This is a genomic window from Anabaenopsis sp. FSS-46 (assembly GCF_029891665.1).
Classification (GTDB): Bacteria; Cyanobacteriota; Cyanobacteriia; order Cyanobacteriales; family Nostocaceae; genus Anabaenopsis; species Anabaenopsis arnoldii.
The window spans coordinates 14,497-31,391 of the sequence record NZ_JANQDG010000077.1 but is presented as its reverse complement, the minus strand read 5'-3'; the positions used below and the strand labels follow the sequence as shown (position 1 = coordinate 31,391).

The window sequence follows — 16,895 nt, the reverse complement described above, 5'->3', positions numbered from 1 at the left end:
TCAACGGGAGCATGGGAGCGGTTATCCCTTGGTAGACTTGTACGCCTTAGCCAGACGCGATATTTCTCTTAAGATTTACAAGAAAGACTACCGCTATCATTGCTTGGTTTTCGCGTTGGCAATAGTCTTAATTCAATACTTGATATCGTAGGATTATATATCAAGTGGGCGATTTTCTTAACTCACTTATGTTAATGCTTGTCAACATAAGTATAGTTTTGTCTATAAAATAGTCAGCTTAGGACTAGCTCTTGTAGGGTGGGTAGGAAAGCCCGCCCTACTACTCAGATTAAATCTGCTGTCAGTACAAATATTAGCTAACTTTAGATAGGTTTTATCGGAATACTTAATCGTGGCAGAAGAAAAAGCGTATTGGCTAGCTTGGTCGCAAATTTCCGGGGTGGGTCCAGTGTTAATGCAACGGCTAAACCAGCATTTTGGTAGTGTAAGTACAGCTTGGAATGCTAGCAAAGCCGAATTAGCAGAAGTGGAAGGTTTTGGTTTTCAGACCTTAGAAAAAGTAGTTGCACAGCGATCGCGTGTACGTCCAGAAGAATTACTCACCCAACATCACCAAGAAAACCCCCATTTCTGGACACCAGTGGAGCCAGACTATCCCCGTTTATTACTGGAAACTCCCACCCCACCCCCAGTTTTGTATTATCGGGGTCAAGTGGATCTGCGGGAAAATCTGGGACAAACACCCATGGTGGGAATTGTGGGGACACGGCGACCTTCAGACTATGGTATTCGTTGGACTCGCCAAATTAGCGCAGCCTTGGCTAAAAATGGCTTTACAGTCGTATCTGGGATGGCGGAGGGAATTGATACAGAAAGCCATCTAGCCGCGATGCAAGCAGGGGGTAGAACCATAGCAGTTTTAGGAACCGGCGTAGATGTCATTTATCCCCCTAAAAATCGCGATTTGTATAAACAGATTTTGACTCAAGGGTTAGTAGTGAGTGAATATTCCGCCAAAACCCCACCAGACCGCACTCACTTTCCCCGCCGTAATCGGATTATTGCGGGTTTAAGCCGTGCAGTTTTGGTCATGGAAGCGCCTGCTAAGTCTGGGGCTTTAATTACGGCTGGTTATGCTAATGAATTTGGCAGAGATGTCTATGCATTACCGGGAAGAATCGATGATTATCCATCGCAAGGGTGTTTAAAATTACTCAGTCAAGGTGCTTGTTTGGTGCTCAGGGAACTAGACGAACTGTTAAAAATGCTCGGAGCTATCCCCAAACTGGATACAATCGACACTACACCCATCCCGGAACAGGTTCCAGAAAAGGTAAAATTACCGAGGTTACCGCCAGAAATGCAAGCAGTAATGGATGCTATTGACTCTGATATTTTAACCTTTGATTTAATTGTGCAAAAAACAGGGATGAATACAGGCTTAGTTTCCAGCACATTATTACAGTTAGAACTTATGGGGTTAGTTTGCCAACTCCCTGGAATGCGTTATCAAAAGACCTAAATTTTACCCACAAAACTGCATATTTGCTAGATGTTCTTTTAGTTCACCGCCGAAAATAAATTTAGTTTCCCAAGCAGTAACCGGTAAAGAATTGGATGGATGGGGTGGTAGATGTGATGACTGAATTTACCAAAACTTATCTAGAGGGGAAAGGTTGTGGAGTCGAGAAGGGGTTTTGAGGAGCATTTGGGGGGATATTGTTCCCCATATTCTGAGGTGCTGGTGGAGTCATTACTGCATTGGAAGCCGGATTTTGGTTAAATTGTTGGTAAGCAGCCTTAGAAATAGAGCTAATTAGTTTTTCGGCTTCCGGGTCATTATGGGGGCGTTGTACCATCACAGCCGCAATGTAGCGTTTACCTGTGGGGATATCAATTAAACCCACATCACCCAACATGGTGCCAATATCACCTGTTTTGTGGTGTATTCTTGCCCCTGGGCTTAAACCAGAAGGTAGCAGATGATTCCGCTCTGTACGACGCATAATATCAAGGATAAGGTCGCGCGATCGCATACTGACTAAATTCCCCTGATTGACCATAGCCAGTAAATTCGCCAAATCCCTGGGGCTAGTGGTATTGGTTCCTGATAAATCCGGGAGAGGATTACGAATAGCTGTAGCGGAGAGTCCCCAAATTTGAAACCGCTGATTCAGGGCTTCCATACCTCCTAATCGAGCAATCAGCATATTAGTAGCGGTGTTATCGCTGCTTGTACTCATGCGAGTAGCGATTTCCATGGCGCTATACTGAGTCCCCACTTTTTCATGTTGCAGATTTCCCGAACCACCGGCTATCATATCTTTTTCCATGGTTAGCATTTCATCCAGGCGGACTTTACCGGCATCCACATCTTGGAAAAAGGCGATGAGAAGTGGTACTTTAATAGTACTAGCCGAGGAGAAACTGCTCGATCCATTCACATCCACATAGCCACCAGTCTCTAAATCCAGCAAGAACACCCCGGGTTTGAGATTGGGGTTTGCAATTGCCAAATTTTGGATAGCATTTTTCAATGGGGTAATTTCCTGGGTTAAATATAAACCAGAAGTATTATGTATAACTTGCGGCTGATTCTGCCCCAAATGAGGAGATTGTGTCCCCGAATGACTGGGCATACGAGTAGCAGGGTCTAACACTGACAACACCGTACCCATGATCGCACCGACACCCACTCCCACAATCAACAACCGCAAAGCGTATAACATGGTTCTAGCCATGGGCTTTAACCGTGTTTTTCGCGATACTCGTCTACCCATTTTCGGCATTGCTTGCTTGTCTACCCGGACGGTCTTTAATTGTGCTTTACCCCTCCTCATATAGGGCATGGGTTTTACCCCTGTAGGCATGGCTAACACCGGTTTGGAGCGAGACATCATATTATAATTCAGCCCCGTCACGGCTACTTGTTTCTTGGGAGAACGCTGCTGATTAATGACTTTTACTTTTTTCTTTGCCACCTTTTGTCCGTTACCCTGACGCGGGCGAAGGTTGGTCGGTTGACCCCGCGAAAAGTTTCTTAGTTTGTCACTTGACTCTGACACTGTTACTCCTTGTGACCCACTCGAATGTTTTCGGTGCAATCTCACTCTAGCTTGCGTGGCGTAGCCATACCAAAACTCACCAGTAGCCTTTGTATGTTTAGTGTAAGCTATTTTAAATGTTTCAGGGGGATAATTTCGTAGATTTTCTCAGGTTCAATCATAAGTTTTACTCATGTTTCTTGGTTTTAATCACCCATTCTATTTGTCGCAGAATCCCTCTGAGCATGGATACCTCCTTGGTTTGTAGGTGCGCGCGATTATACAATTGGCGGAATTTAGCCATGCGACTAGCGGCTGTATGGGGATACAAGTAACCAATATCTAGTAGTAGAGATTCTAACTGCTGATAGTAGTTTTCTAATAGATCCAAAGATGCCAGTTCCAGGCTGGGAGGTGGCGTTGTCGGTGGTGCTATTTGTCCGAGTTCATAACAGCAAATACCTACAGCTGAGGCTAAATTCAGGGATGAATAATTGTCACTGGTGGGAATGCGAACAAACCTCTGAGCATAATTGAGTTCTTCATTACTTAAACCCCGGTCTTCTCTACCAAAAATCAGGGCGGCGGGTTCCTGTGGTGACTCTAATAACCAGGGTAGGGCGCTGCGGGGATTTTCTAAGGGTGTGTCCCAATCACGTACCCGCGCTGTGGTGGCGATCGCCCGGACACATCCGTGCAATGCTGCTGATAATGTGGGTACTAATACCGCAGATTCTAAAATATCCTTGGCATGAACTGCCATTTTCATGGCTTCCGCTGACAGTGGTTTGCATTGGGGATTGACTAAGACTAGGTTATGTAAACCAAAATTTTTCATTACTCTGGCGATTGACCCTAGGTTCAACGGTCCTGCTGGTTCCACCAACACAATTCTTAAGTCAGCCAATGCCATTTTTGCCTCCCATCATCCCTGTGATTTGTACTTAACTTTGTGCATTTTACCGATAGCTTGCATAGCGTAACCATCAAGCTATACAATTCTAGTTAAATACCAAAGCAATCACCCCGTTGCTAACATCGGATAAGGTAGTTAGCGCATAACAGAGGCCAAGATCAGGTGTTGAAGACGCTATTAGTGATGACTGTTGGTTTATTACCATCCCTGTTTTCCCTGTGGGTAATTCGTAGAACCCATTCTCACCCACGCCGACGGACCAGACAAGTAGCTACTCACTCACAAACACCCATCCCGGAGAGGATCACACCCTTTGAGAGCGATGGCGCTAGGTCACCGCTGCTACGCGATCGCTATTATTTGGAAGGTGTGGGTTATCTCATCGGTGATATTAGTTGTAAATTTAATGCTCGCTCTGGGTATATGCGCTGTGCTGTTAACCCCATTGGTCCTTGTGGGGGTTGTCGTCATTATGAACAACGAGAATTAGCAACTACGGAAAACCTTTTTTAACCGTTTTATCTTTGTTAGTAACTATAAGTGCTTTCCTGTTAGCTCACAAAGGTGGGAATCACCCACCTTACATTTAAGCCTGGAAACCGGCAAAAAAGTCCAGGGTTTCCTGCAAAGCCTTGATAAAAATATCAATTTCTTCGCGGGTGTTATAGAAAGACAAACTTACCCGTGCGGTTCCCGGTAAACCTAAGTAACGGTGTAAGGGTTGAGTGCAATGGTGTCCAGAACGAATCGCTACCCCTTCTTGATCTAATAATGTAGATAAGTCGTTAGGGTGGACATCTGCGACTGTGAATGCAGCTAAAGCAGCTCTACCTTCTCCTTGGGCGTTAGGTTTAGGCCCATAAACTTGAATTTGGGGTATTTGGGCTAATTTTTGGAATAGATAAGCGGTGAGTTCAGCTTCGTATGCGTGGATTCTATCCATGCCAATATTACTAAGATAATCTACCGCCGCCCCTAGGGCGATCGCCTCAGCAATAGCGGGGGTACCGGCCTCAAATTTATGGGGTAATTCTGCATAGGTAGAATGGTCTAAATATACATCAGCAATCATCTCACCTCCACCGAAAAATGGTGGCATAGATTCTAACACTGCCAACTTACCATACAAAAACCCAATACCAGTGGGTGCGCACATTTTGTGACCAGATGCCACCAACCAATCACAGTTTATTGCCTGCACATCCACGGGCATATGAGGTAAACTTTGGCAAGCATCAACCAAGAATTTAGCACCGTATCTGTGAGCGATGGTGGCAATTTCTGCTACTGGGTTAATGCAACCCAAAGTATTAGAAACATGACTTACTGCTACCAGTTTTGTTTTCTGGGAAATCAGCTGTTTAAACTGTTCTAAATCAAAACTACCTGCGGGTGTCAATTCGACAAACTTTAACACGGCACCCGTTTTTTGTGCTACCAATTGCCAAGGAACAATATTACTGTGGTGTTCCATCACCGACAGAATAATCTCATCTCCTGGTTGCAAATTGTTCATACCCCAGCTGTAAGCTACCAAATTAATGGCTTCACTGGCGTTGCGAGTGTAGATGATTTCCTGACGTGACGCAGCATGAATAAATTTAGCGACTTTATCTCGTGCTCCTTCATAAGCATCAGTGGCCTTAGCACTAAGGGTATGAGCGCCGCGATGCACATTAGCGTTATACTGTTCGTAATAATCCCGTAGGATATTTAACACGAACACGGGTTTTTGAGAGGTAGCAGCATTATCCAGATAAACCAAAGGTTTACCGTTAACTTCCTGATGTAGTAAGGGGAAGTCAGGGCGAACTTTGTCAGCTAGGGTTTTGGTAGGGGTGAAAGTCATGGGTAATTAGTCATTAGTGATGATAAATAGTCATTCATGACCATTTACCGTGTTTAATAGGATATTTTGCAGAGACTTGACGGGTATTTGGTTGATAATTTCCGCAGCAAAAGCGTTAATCAACAACTTACGCCCATCGCTTTCATTAATTCCGCGACTTTGCAGATAAAAGATGTCATCGTCTTCCAATTGACTAACCGTAGCACCATGAGCGCATTTAACGTTATCGGCGGTAATTTCCAATTGGGGTTTAGTATCCACTCTCGCCTTTGGCGATAACAGTAAATTGCGATTTAATTGTCCTGCATCTGTCAACTGGGCTGGTTTGGGGACAAAAACTTTACCGTTGAACACCGCATGAGCGCGATCGCCTACAATACACTTATGTAATTGTCTGCTTGTACCATGGGGATGATTAAGTGCGATGAGACTGTGAGTATCAGCCAACTGCTTGTGAGAAATCATCGTCAAACCATTGAGAGTAGTTTCAGTTTGCTCACCAGTTTGGAAGACTTCCAAATTGTGGCGAGATAACCGACCCCCAAAAGTCAAAGCATGACAAGTATATCGACTATCACGAGCCTGAGTGACAGTCGTCTTCCCAATATGAAAAGCTTCTACACCTTCGCGCGCTAACCGAGTATGATTCACCTGAGCATTGTCACCCAGCCAAATTTCCGTTACCGCATTAGTCAGGTAAACCGGCTTGTTCTTAGTGTTTTCCGTCTCCCCCAACCCAGCAAAAGTAAAATCTTCCACCAAAGTTACACTACTACTAGACTCCGCCACTACCAAACAACGAGGCTGGTAAATGCTCGGTTGCTCATCAGCAGTATTGAGAAACAACAGATGAATAGGCGTGTCAACGGTGACATTTTTCCCCACCCACAACACCGCCGCATCAGAAATTCCAGCAGTATTAAGAGCAGTAAACACCTCTTGTGAACCTTCAGCTTGTGCTAAATAGGGTTTAACACCCTCCTGCTGAGACTGGGACAAACCCGCCAAATTACCGACCACAACCCCAGATGGTAAATCTGCGACTGCGGATAAATGGGGCGCATAAACACCATTAACAAATACCAAACGACTGTTAACAGCTTCTGGTAAAGTTAAAGCCGAGATATCAGCTGATTTTAATTGTGTATCTACATGAAACTGTACTTGGCGTAAAGCTGACAAATCAGTAAAACGCCATTCCTCATTGCGGGTGGTGGGGATAGTAGCATGACGTACCCCATGAGCAGCACCTTGGCGTAATTCCTCTAACCAGTCCTGGGTTTTAGGAGAAATTACTTGATTTAATAACCCAGTCAGAAAATCATCCCTATCCCGCAGACCATGAGAGTTAGAAACGGGAATAGACTCAACTTGAATAGTCATTACACACCCACCTCAGCAGCTTCTAACACCCAGTCATAACCGCGAGTTTCCAATTCTAGAGCCAAATCCTTACCACCACTGGTGAGGATGCGACCCCGAGCCATAACATGGACAAAATCCGGCACAATATAATTAAGTAAGCGTTGATAGTGAGTAATCATAATGGTGGCATTTTCTGGACTAGTTAACTGATTCACGCCATTAGCCACAATTTTGAGAGCATCAATATCCAAACCCGAATCAGTCTCATCCAGAATACTCAACTTTGGTTCCAGCAGGGCCATTTGCAGAATTTCATTGCGCTTCTTCTCGCCACCAGAAAAGCCTTCATTGAGACTGCGATTCAAAAAAGCCGGATTCATTTTCACTACATCCAACTTTTCTGAAATCAAATCATCAAAATCAAAAGCGTCCAATTCTTCCAAACCTTGAGCCTTGCGGCGAGAATTGTAAGCTACCCGTAAGAAATCCAAATTACTCACACCTGGAATTTCCAAAGGATATTGAAAGGCCAAAAATACACCTGCTCTAGCGCGTTGCTCTGGTTCCATTTCCAGCAAGTTCTCACCCTGGAAAATCACCTCACCACCAGTCACCTCATAAGCTGGGTGTCCGGCCAACACCTTAGAAAAAGTGCTTTTACCAGAACCATTGGGTCCCATAATCGCATGAATTTCTCCAGAGCGCACCTCAAGATTTAAACCCTTCAGAATTGGAGTTCCATCAACATTAGCCGTCAAATCTTTCACTGACAGAACTACTTCACTATTTTCAATAATCATGTTCTCTCTTCTCTTCTCTTACTTTGCGCTCTGTGCGTCTGTGTGGTCCCTTAATCAAGACTAGGAATAAATAAAAAGCCTAGCCCTTGGTTGACAATTATCCAACACTACCTTCTAACTTGAGACTCAGAAGCTTGTCCGCTTCCACAGCAAATTCCATAGGTAGCTGATTAAACACATCCTTACAGAAGCCGCTAATCATCATAGAAATAGCATCCTCTGGGGAAATACCTCTCTGAGCGAAGTAAAACAGTTGGTCTTCGCCAATCTTAGAAGTAGAGGCTTCATGCTCTACTTTTCCAGTATTATTTTGTACTTGTATATAAGGGAAAGTATTGGCATGGGCATTATCGCCAATCAGCATAGAATCGCACTGAGAATAATTTCTCGCGCCTTGAGCTGTGGGATTGACTTTCACTAAACCGCGATAACTGTTACTAGAATTACCTGCTGAAATTCCCTTAGAAATAATCGTGCTGCGAGTATTTTTACCAACATGAATCATTTTTGTTCCGGTGTCAGCTTGCTGCATATTATTGGTCAGCGCCACCGAGTAAAACTCACCCACGGAGTTATCACCCACTAACACACAGCTAGGGTACTTCCAAGTAATAGCCGAACCTGTTTCTACTTGAGTCCAGGAAATTTTAGAATTGACACCTTGACACAAACCGCGTTTGGTGACAAAATTATAGATTCCACCTTTACCATTTTCGTCCCCGGCGTACCAGTTTTGGACAGTGGAGTATTTAATTTCGGCGTTGTCCAGGGCGACTAGTTCCACTACAGCGGCGTGTAGTTGGTTGCTGTCATACATAGGTGCGGTACAACCTTCTAGGTAGGAAACATAGCTACCTTCTTCGGCTACAATCAAAGTCCGTTCAAATTGTCCTGTATCACCAGAGTTGATGCGGAAATATGTAGACAATTCCATGGGGCATTTTACGCCTTTAGGAATATAGACAAAAGAACCATCACTAAATACAGCACCATTCAAAGCTGCAAAGTAATTATCCGCCGCGGGAACAACGCTACCCAGGTACTTCCGCACAAGTTCGGGGTGTTCTTGTAGGGCTTCGGAAATTGAGCAGAAGATAACCCCATCTTCGGCTAGTTTTTCTTTAAAGGTCGTAGCCACCGAAACGCTATCAAAAATCGCATCAACGGCGACATTGGCGAGGCGCTTTTGTTCCGATAGGGAAATACCCAATTTTTCAAAGGTTTCTAGTAGGGTGGGGTCTACTTCATCCAAGCTGTTGAGCTTGGCTTTGGCTTTTTTGGGGGCGGAGTAGTAGATAATATTCTGATAGTCGATGGGCGGGTACTTGACGCTAGGCCAAGTTGGTTCCGTCATTTTTTGCCACTGGCGATAACATCTGAGCCGAAAATCTAACATGAACTGTGGTTCGTTCTTCTTGGCGGAGATCAAGCGAACAACGTCCTCGTTTAGTCCCCGGGGGATAGTGTCGGCTTCAATATCGGTGATAAAGCCGTACTTGTAGGGTTGGTTGACTAAGGTTTTGACAGTGGCACTCATCGGTATAAATCTCTTGTGTTCAGAACTGCAATTGTGGAATCTGTTTACTGATATCTCTTTAAGGATGGCAGAGGGGCTATGGTGTGCGTCTATTCTCCGCTGGTGTGACCGAGTGGTTACACATCTGTTAGAATAGTAATTGGGGAGTAAAACAACTTGCGGGTTGTTTAATTTATTTTCATTTTACGCTAAATTAACAACAAGAATGTTGTTAAAGTCAAATTTTCTAAAAAAATTTTTGGGGACGTTCGCGCAGCGTCTTGTAGGGAAAATGGAGATTACTCACCAAACCTCGACAAAGCAAGATATTCTCGAGTATCTGCTTAAACGCTCACAAGCAACTGCTTTTGAGTTGGCGGAAGTTTTAGATGTCAGCAAGCAAGCCATCCGTCGTCACCTGAAGGATTTGGAGACGGAGGAGCTAGTTCTGTATACATCTGTACAAGTAGGGATGGGGCGGCCGCAACATATCTATAAATTAAGCCCTCGGGGACGCGATCGCCTACAAAGAAGTTTGAGCACTCACCAAGCCGACCGCTACGGCGAGTTTGCGGTGTCACTGCTGGACACTTTAGCGGAAACTGTAGGCCGTGAACAAGTTAGCTCGATTTTACAGAAACAGTGGGAGAGGAAAGCCCAAGAATACCGCGATCGCGTCGGTAAGGGTTCACTCCAAGAGCGTGTAGCTAATTTAGTCAATGTCAGAAAGGCTGAAGGATTCATGGCTGAGTATCACTGTGTGGAATCCTCCCATGGTGATAGCTTTATCTTCATGGAACATAATTGTGCCATTTCTAATGTTGCCGAGTCCTTCCCTAGCATCTGCGGTCATGAATTAGAAATGTTTGCGGCGGTGTTACCAGATTGTCACGTAGAGCGAACCCATTGGATTATCAATGGTGAACATCGTTGCGGGTATTTAGTGCAAGGGCGACCAGAACAAACAGATGAGTAAGTAGTAATAATTTTGACTTACATTCAACAACTAAATATATGGATATACTACCACAGCAACCTTCAGCACAATTTCTCACCTTAGAAGAGTCGGCACAAGTTGATAGCGCCTTGTTGTCTTCTTCGGAAAAGTTTCTCACCAGACTAACAATTTCATCCCTCAAACTTTTACAGCATATAGCCCAAGAATACGGTGTTGCTATAGAAGACCTAAGCACCCAGCAGCTGATTACTTGGTTTGAAAAGGATGCCAAAATTAAGCGAGAGCAGGGAATTGAAGCTTCATATTTGAAGTGGTAAAAATTCCACACCGCAATAAAAAGCACCTTCAAAAAGGTACTTTTAGCGATGAACTTTATGTAATTTTAAGTACCACATTTAAGTCCGATAATTGTTAGTTCTAGGACTGCGAGCGCCCACAACAGCCCCCATAAGAGCCGCAGCTAAACTTAACAGGGATCCCAACACAAACCACCACAAAGCTCTAGAAGTAGCCCCAGCAATTTGGCGGGCTTGTTCAGCAGTTACAGCCGTTTCCGGTGGGGGTGTGCCTAGTTCAGGTGCTGGTACTACTGCAATATTGGGAGCCACCACGCCAAAAGTACCCCATACTCCGGTTGCTAATAACCAAGAACTCAGGGCGATAGTAGTAGCCCAGAGAATTGCGCCGTTGAGTAGGGCTGTATTTCGATTCATGGGGCCACAAGTACGAGTTGTCACCCAACCACCAATGAACAAGGATATCAACAAAGCTAGGGTTGACCAGACTCCCACATTAGCAGCAACATCAGGGGCTATAGTCCTGGGGGATCCAGAACCAGCAATGCTAGCTGCGCCGATAGCACCAAATAAGGAACTCAAGATTAATTGAGTAGCTAGGGCTACCAATACACCGGCAATGATTGGTCCCCAACGCACCCGGTCATGATATTCAGCGACTCTAGCTCCTAGTTGTGGTTCATTAATAACTTCATCGCCTACACGATTTATGTATGACATAGTTAATTTTCTCCATTGCTTTGTCAGCAAAGTTTTTCTCAAGTATATTCATTTTTTTGAGTCATGCTTATGCTTTAAATTAAATTCCTAGCTTTGATTTTTAATATCTATCAACAGCATGACTTAATTACTCTATCTTCAGTAGGATGAAATGCAATTAATTAATAAATTTATAGCTAATCCATCGATTATTAATGTCTTGATTGTTTGAGGTTATGTGAGGAGCGAGCAACAAGATTCTTTCTCGCCCTCCTTAATAATTAGAGGGTGGGCGTGAGGTTTCATAGGACTTTGTCAAAGAAATCAGATGCGGCCTTTTAGTCATGCTCACAAAAATGGGTAATCTCATCTGTTGTGATTACCCATTAGCCACCGGACAAAAGACTATTAACAAGCTAACGTATTTTCACAGCCGTACCTGTGGCGGTAATTAGCAACATAACGCCGGTCTGTTCAACATTGATATTGATAGTACCAGTATGAAATTGAATACCAATTACAGCATCTGCACCTAAAGCATGTGCACGTTTTTCTAATTCTTCTATGGCTTTGCGTTGTCCCTGCTCAAATAGTCGCTCATAACTAGCAGTACGCCCACCGATAATATCTCGAATGCTGGCAAAAAAATCGCGGATGAAATTACTCCCGTACACAACTTCCGCGGTGACAATCCCTAAATATGATTCAATAATGGCACCTTGAATCACATCAGTTGTAGTGAGAATCATAAATTAACCCCGTAATAGCAGATTAGTCTTTGGCGGGTGTATGTCGTGTATTGTCCGTCATTTATACCCTTAGTTATTCTATTATTGGTAATAAAAAACTTATATTTACGATGAGAAAAACTCATTAAACTAGGCGTTTTGTCCAAATACTTGATTGATAGGATATAGTGAATACTATATATTGAATATCAACTCAGGCTGTCTTGTCCTGTAAAAAAGTATCTGAATTAACCAGATATTTAAATTTGGCCAGAGTAAATAAATGTGGTTTTCAAAACTGATAATTTTTGTTTTAATGTACAAAAACCTCCCCTATAATAATTGACGGAATTTTACTATGTACAAGCCCATTTCACTTGTAGTTAGTATTCTATGCTTAGGACTGACTACCGTTAGCATACCCTCCATGGCTCAGAGCCAAATACTGATGGCGCAAACCAATAACTCCCAAGTCAGGAGACTGTTTGAGGAAGGGCAGAAACTGGTAAGAGACCAGGACTATAATGGGGCGATCGCCATTTATCAACAAGCGGCTCAGATAGAACCAAAGAATGCCAGAATTCATTCTGGGATAGGCTACCTGTATGCTAAACAAGGAAAATTTCCAGAAGCCCTAGCCTCCTATCGTCGAGCGATCGCTATTAACCCGAATAATAGCGATTTTCATTACGCCATGGGTTACATTAAAGTTAACTTGAATGACATTAATGGGGCGAAAGAGTCTTACCGTCGTGCTATCCAACTCAACCGTAACCATTTAAATGCCTACTTGGGATTAGGTTTCACCCAATCTCGTCTGGGAGACTTTACTGCTGCTAATTGGGCTTACGAAGAAGCAATTAAACTAGACCCCAATAATCCCCAAACTTATGAGTTGATGGCTAAGATGTATCAACAGCGAAGAAATACAGCCCGCGCCAACCAATTACTACAGACAGCTCGTAACTTGTATCAACGGAGAAATGACACCGCTGGAGTTGATAGGATTAATGGGATGTTGAGAGACCTAGGGGGTTAATTAACAACTTTTTCGACAGCACCCCAGTTACTAGCAATTGGCATTCGCCAACCAGTACCAAAGGCACGATCTGTAATTTTTAATCCTGGGGGTGCTTGTCTGCGTTTAAATTCAGCACGGGCGACCATTTGAATGACTCGATTGACAATGAACCGGTCATGACCTGCGGCGACAATTTGGGCTGCTGATTGGTGGTTGTGGATGAAGCGTTGTAAGATGTCATCTAAAATCTCGTAGGAGGGTAGAGAATCTTGATCAACTTGTCCGGGTTTGAGTTCAGCACTGGGTGGTTTGATGAGAATATTGTGGGGAATAATTTCGCCATTACTATTTAACCAGTGGCACAGTGAATAAACACGGGTTTTGGGAACATCAGCAATTACAGCCAAGCCACCATTCATATCACCGTAAAGGGTGCAATAACCCACTGCCATTTCTGACTTGTTGCCGGTAGATAATAAGAGATAACCGAACTTGTTAGCGATCGCCATCAATAAATTACCACGAATCCGGGATTGGATATTTTCCTCAGCAATGCCAAATTCAGTACCAGCGAACAAGTCAGCCAAGGTGTGATCGAACCCTGACATTAATTCCCCTATTTTTAAGATAGTAGTTTGAATACCCAAATTTTCCGCTAATGCCAAAGCATCAGTTACAGAATGCTCTGAACTGTAAGGAGAAGGCATCAGTACACCGATGACATTTTCTTTACCGACGGCCGCGGCGGCGATGGCGGCGACTAATGCTGAATCAATTCCCCCACTTAGACCCAGCAAAACTTTAGAAAAATGACACTTTTGGGCGTAATCTCGCACTCCCAACACCAAGGCGTGCCAAATTTCTTCCTCTTCTGACTGATATACCGGTGCCACAGAACTCAATTGTAAATCTCCCCGGGCTTGATCAAATTCAACTATGACCAAATCAGTGGCAAAACCACGAGCACGACAGACAATTTCACCCTGACGATTTAAACCAAAACTACGTCCATCAAAAATTAAATCATCATTTCCCCCGACTTGATTGGTATAAATCATTGGTTGTGAAAAACGTACCGCACTATGATTGAGCATAGATTCTCGATACTGCTGTTTACCAACACTATAGGGTGAAGCTGACAAATTGACAATCAAATCTACACGCAAAATCGCTAAATCAGCAATAGGATTAACGGCATAATTACGTTTTCCTAAAAAGTCTTCATCGTTCCATAAATCTTCACAAATAGTTACACCAATATCAAGATTATCTAGGGTGAAATAATTAGCTTGTAGCCCTGGTTCAAAATAGCGGTTTTCATCAAAGACATCATAGGTCGGTAAAAGTCGCTTATGAAAAACTTGTTTTACTTTCCCTTCTGTCAACAAAGCGATGCTATTAAATAAACTTTTTCCCCCAGTGCTATCAGCTTTTAAATTGGGGGAAACAGTTCCTACCAATACAGATAAATTGGGCGGTAAATCTGTAGCTAGCTGTTGTAATGTCATCCCCATAGCTGTGACAAAACTAGGATTTAGTAATAAATCTCGCGGGGGATAGCCACACAAGGAAAGTTCTGGGGTTAATAATAAACGCGCACCTTGATTGGCTGCTTTTTGGGCTGCTTCGAGAATTTTCTGAGCATTAGTGGACAAATCACCAATAGTAGGATTTAGTTGAGCGATCGCAATTTTCATGGTTGGTATATAGCAATTTTTTCCTGTGTGAGGTACACCATATAACGAATTTCTCACAGATGCACAAAGATGAGGATAAGCTATTAAATAAAGACTAAAGTTTTATCTTTAAAAGGAGCAAACGCCTCTGCATCAAATTTATATAAACTAGCCGGACGACCAGCACCCCGTGATACTTTAATTCCCGTATCGGATAAAAAACCTAACTTGAGTAAACGCGCCCGAAAGTTAGAATAGTCGGCGAAATTGTCCCCTAAAACTGTGGTGTATAATTGATACAAATCATTTAAGGTGAAGCTGGCGGGTAGAATGTCAAAAGCTACGGGACTATACTCTAACTTATTTCTTAAGCGTCTGTGTCCATAAGCCAAAACTTGATTATGATCAAAGGCTAATTGCGGTACTTCTTTGACTGGATACCAAGCAATTCCAGTCACTTGCTCTGCAATTAGTTCTGCTTCTTCAAACCTGACTAGAGCAAAGTAACTCACGGATAGATAACGTACACCATAACCATTAGTAGTTTCTCTAGGGTCGCGATTTGGTCCGCCAAAGGTGTATAACTGCTCTAAATAGAGATTATTTACTCTAATTTTCTCTGCCATAATCCGATAAGCAGCATCTTCTAAGGATTCTCCTTTACGTACTAAAGTACCCGGAAGACTCCAGGAATTTAAACATGGTTCTTGCTGTCGCATGACTAAAAGCACTAGCAGCCGATTTTGAGCGGTATCTACAGAAAAAATGACGTTATCAACACCAACTTTAAAATCAGCCCAAGGTTGTTGATTTAGCAGACTTGGTATCTTTTTGTGGTTGCGTCCTGGCATTTGTACAAATGCTGTTGATGAATATAAGCGATAATTGGGGGAGTCAGGGCTTGAGTATCTCCATGTTCACGATAGGCGGTGGAGGAAACATCTATACCGGTTAAGCTAGCGATCGCAATTTGACCGCCTAAATTTTTCACCGGTTCCAAGCTATACTTATCTATGGCATATCCCGGTCGAGCCACAATTAATAGTTCTACTTGCTGCAACAAATTTTGAATACGATACCAACGCGGTAACTGATGTAATAAATCGGAACCAATCACCAATGTAAACTCAGTATCATCACCCCAGCGAGCCTGGGCTTTTTCCACAGTTTCCAGAGTTCTAAAGCTACTCAAATCCTGTTCTAAAGTAATATTGCTGCGTGGGGTATCGATATCCGCAATCAATAATTGCAGCATTGTTGCCCGATGTTCCAAAGGTGTTTGATGAGACTTAAAAGGATTATCAGCAGCCCAAACCGCCACCCAATCATAAACCTCACACAACCACCTCAGAATCTTTTGATGTCCAGCTGTCGGCGGATCCGCACTAGTACCAAACAAAGCAATTTTCATATTTTACCTTTGGGTAATTTACCTATCATTTGCGTTTAAATAGCCATAATTCATACATTACAATTTTCTAATCTTCTGGATCACTTGCCATGCCAGAGTATTTTTACCACATCTTCCCCCTTTGTTATAGTAGATTTTACTATATATAATGTCAACTTAGCCCCGGCATAAAGTTATATGAGTCCTCTAAACATAAATTTAACCATGGGGATTATTTGATAATTTGCCATTATTTAACTTATTTTAATAGTAATTTCTACCAATATTTACTGCTAATTTTTGAGCAAGGTTTTGTGAAAAATCTCAAATATCAACATAAGTAAAACTTAGCCAGAATATAAACTGTTGCAAAGATAACCAAATAAAGATTACACATATTTATAATATGTTGCAATTTTAATCTTGTGGACAACATCAGTACTAAAGTAGATAAATTAAAACCAACGCGACTCAGCAAGGAGTCTCATATGGCGATTTCAAACAGATTAGCTAGCATCATGCAGTATGTTTCTGAAGCCGTAATGCGGATTTTTACACCTACTGACGATGCTTATCCGGTGATTGGTGTACAGCCATTTACAGGGGAACCCTATAGACGTGGAACAGCCAACAGTTGGTAGTTCTGGAAATTCCACACCAATGAATCAAGCAGACA

General features: G+C 43.0%; 17 protein-coding genes. 6 read left to right on the top strand and 11 right to left on the bottom strand.

The genetic code is table 11. The features are described 5' to 3' along the window. Nucleotides 1–352 precede the first annotated feature (352 nt). Nucleotides 353–1,483 (top strand): DNA-processing protein DprA, encoded by a 1,131-nt coding sequence (gene dprA, locus NWP21_RS08910; RefSeq protein WP_271730647.1) that lies wholly within the window; start codon nt 353–355, stop codon nt 1,481–1,483. A gap of 136 nt (nt 1,484–1,619) precedes the next feature. On the opposite strand, the gene NWP21_RS08905 is transcribed toward dprA, so the two are convergent. Both NWP21_RS08905 and NWP21_RS08900 read right to left on the bottom strand, forming a co-directional pair. Further along, nucleotides 1,620–3,026: a serine hydrolase gene (locus NWP21_RS08905; protein WP_271730649.1), complete on the bottom strand. Its 1,407-nt coding sequence runs from the start codon at nt 3,024–3,026 to the stop codon at nt 1,620–1,622. A gap of 166 nt (nt 3,027–3,192) precedes the next feature. After that, nucleotides 3,193–3,918, bottom strand: coding sequence for an RNA methyltransferase (locus NWP21_RS08900; RefSeq protein ID WP_280792408.1), 726 nt, complete (start codon nt 3,916–3,918; stop codon nt 3,193–3,195). A 165-nt stretch (nt 3,919–4,083) separates the two neighbouring features. Between NWP21_RS08900 and NWP21_RS08895 the strand changes: the two genes are divergently transcribed. Then, nucleotides 4,084–4,434, top strand: a complete 351-nt coding sequence (locus tag NWP21_RS08895) for a DUF6464 family protein (protein WP_280792407.1) — start codon at nt 4,084–4,086, stop codon at nt 4,432–4,434. Between the two features lie 73 nt (nt 4,435–4,507). Here NWP21_RS08895 and NWP21_RS08890 read toward each other — a convergent pair whose 3' ends face one another. The 4 genes from NWP21_RS08890 to sufB form a co-directional block, all read right to left on the bottom strand. After that, complete coding sequence (locus tag NWP21_RS08890) at nt 4,508–5,770, bottom strand: cysteine desulfurase (RefSeq protein WP_280792406.1); 1,263 nt, start codon at nt 5,768–5,770, stop codon at nt 4,508–4,510. Nucleotides 5,771–5,800: 30 nt separating this feature from the next. Continuing rightward, the gene (gene sufD / locus NWP21_RS08885; RefSeq protein ID WP_271730655.1) at nt 5,801–7,153 is read right to left on the bottom strand and encodes a Fe-S cluster assembly protein SufD; all 1,353 of its coding nucleotides are present in this window, start codon (nt 7,151–7,153) and stop codon (nt 5,801–5,803) included. Beyond that, entirely contained in the window at nt 7,153–7,935 is a 783-nt protein-coding gene (gene sufC / locus NWP21_RS08880) for a Fe-S cluster assembly ATPase SufC (protein WP_271730656.1), read from the bottom strand. The genes sufD and sufC overlap by 1 nt, the downstream gene beginning before the upstream one ends. Nucleotides 7,936–8,032: 97 nt before the next feature. Continuing rightward, the gene (sufB, locus tag NWP21_RS08875) at nt 8,033–9,472 is read right to left on the bottom strand and encodes a Fe-S cluster assembly protein SufB (RefSeq protein ID WP_271730657.1); all 1,440 of its coding nucleotides are present in this window, start codon (nt 9,470–9,472) and stop codon (nt 8,033–8,035) included. A 271-nt stretch (nt 9,473–9,743) separates the two neighbouring features. Here sufB and sufR point away from each other — a divergent pair, with 271 nt between their 5' ends. Together sufR and NWP21_RS08865 are read left to right on the top strand one after the other, a co-directional pair. After that, the gene (sufR, locus tag NWP21_RS08870) at nt 9,744–10,427 is read left to right on the top strand and encodes an iron-sulfur cluster biosynthesis transcriptional regulator SufR (protein WP_271730658.1); all 684 of its coding nucleotides are present in this window, start codon (nt 9,744–9,746) and stop codon (nt 10,425–10,427) included. A gap of 38 nt (nt 10,428–10,465) precedes the next feature. Continuing rightward, nucleotides 10,466–10,726: a hypothetical protein gene (locus tag NWP21_RS08865; RefSeq protein WP_271730660.1), complete on the top strand. Its 261-nt coding sequence runs from the start codon at nt 10,466–10,468 to the stop codon at nt 10,724–10,726. 78 nt (nt 10,727–10,804) lie between these two features. On the opposite strand, the gene NWP21_RS08860 is transcribed toward NWP21_RS08865, so the two are convergent. Next, on the bottom strand, nt 10,805–11,425 hold the full coding sequence (locus NWP21_RS08860; protein WP_280792405.1) for a hypothetical protein: 621 nt from the start codon (nt 11,423–11,425) through the stop codon (nt 10,805–10,807). A 395-nt stretch (nt 11,426–11,820) separates the two neighbouring features. Beyond that, nucleotides 11,821–12,153: a YbjQ family protein gene (locus NWP21_RS08855; protein WP_271730662.1), complete on the bottom strand. Its 333-nt coding sequence runs from the start codon at nt 12,151–12,153 to the stop codon at nt 11,821–11,823. A 337-nt stretch (nt 12,154–12,490) separates the two neighbouring features. On the opposite strand from NWP21_RS08855, the gene NWP21_RS08850 reads away from it, so the two are divergent. Next, nucleotides 12,491–13,171 carry a tetratricopeptide repeat protein gene (locus NWP21_RS08850; protein WP_271730663.1) on the top strand — a complete coding sequence of 227 codons (681 nt, stop codon included), beginning with the start codon at nt 12,491–12,493 and terminating at the stop codon, nt 13,169–13,171. Here the strand turns inward: NWP21_RS08850 and NWP21_RS08845 are convergent. From NWP21_RS08845 to NWP21_RS08835, 3 genes are all read right to left on the bottom strand, one after another. Continuing rightward, nucleotides 13,168–14,850, bottom strand: a complete 1,683-nt coding sequence (locus NWP21_RS08845; protein WP_280792411.1) for an NAD+ synthase — start codon at nt 14,848–14,850, stop codon at nt 13,168–13,170. The two genes, NWP21_RS08850 and NWP21_RS08845, sit on opposite strands and share 4 nt — an antisense overlap. 83 nt (nt 14,851–14,933) lie before the next feature. Next, nucleotides 14,934–15,680 carry an NUDIX domain-containing protein gene (locus NWP21_RS08840; protein WP_280792404.1) on the bottom strand — a complete coding sequence of 249 codons (747 nt, stop codon included), beginning with the start codon at nt 15,678–15,680 and terminating at the stop codon, nt 14,934–14,936. Next, a complete protein-coding gene (locus tag NWP21_RS08835; RefSeq protein ID WP_280792403.1) occupies nt 15,641–16,240 on the bottom strand; it encodes a nicotinate-nucleotide adenylyltransferase in 600 nt (199 codons plus the stop codon). Before NWP21_RS08835 ends, NWP21_RS08840 begins: the two co-directional genes overlap by 40 nt. A gap of 467 nt (nt 16,241–16,707) precedes the next feature. Here NWP21_RS08835 and NWP21_RS08830 point away from each other — a divergent pair, with 467 nt between their 5' ends. Continuing rightward, complete coding sequence (locus NWP21_RS08830; protein WP_280792402.1) at nt 16,708–16,860, top strand: nicotinate phosphoribosyltransferase; 153 nt, start codon at nt 16,708–16,710, stop codon at nt 16,858–16,860. The last annotated feature ends 35 nt before the right edge of the window (nt 16,861–16,895 follow it).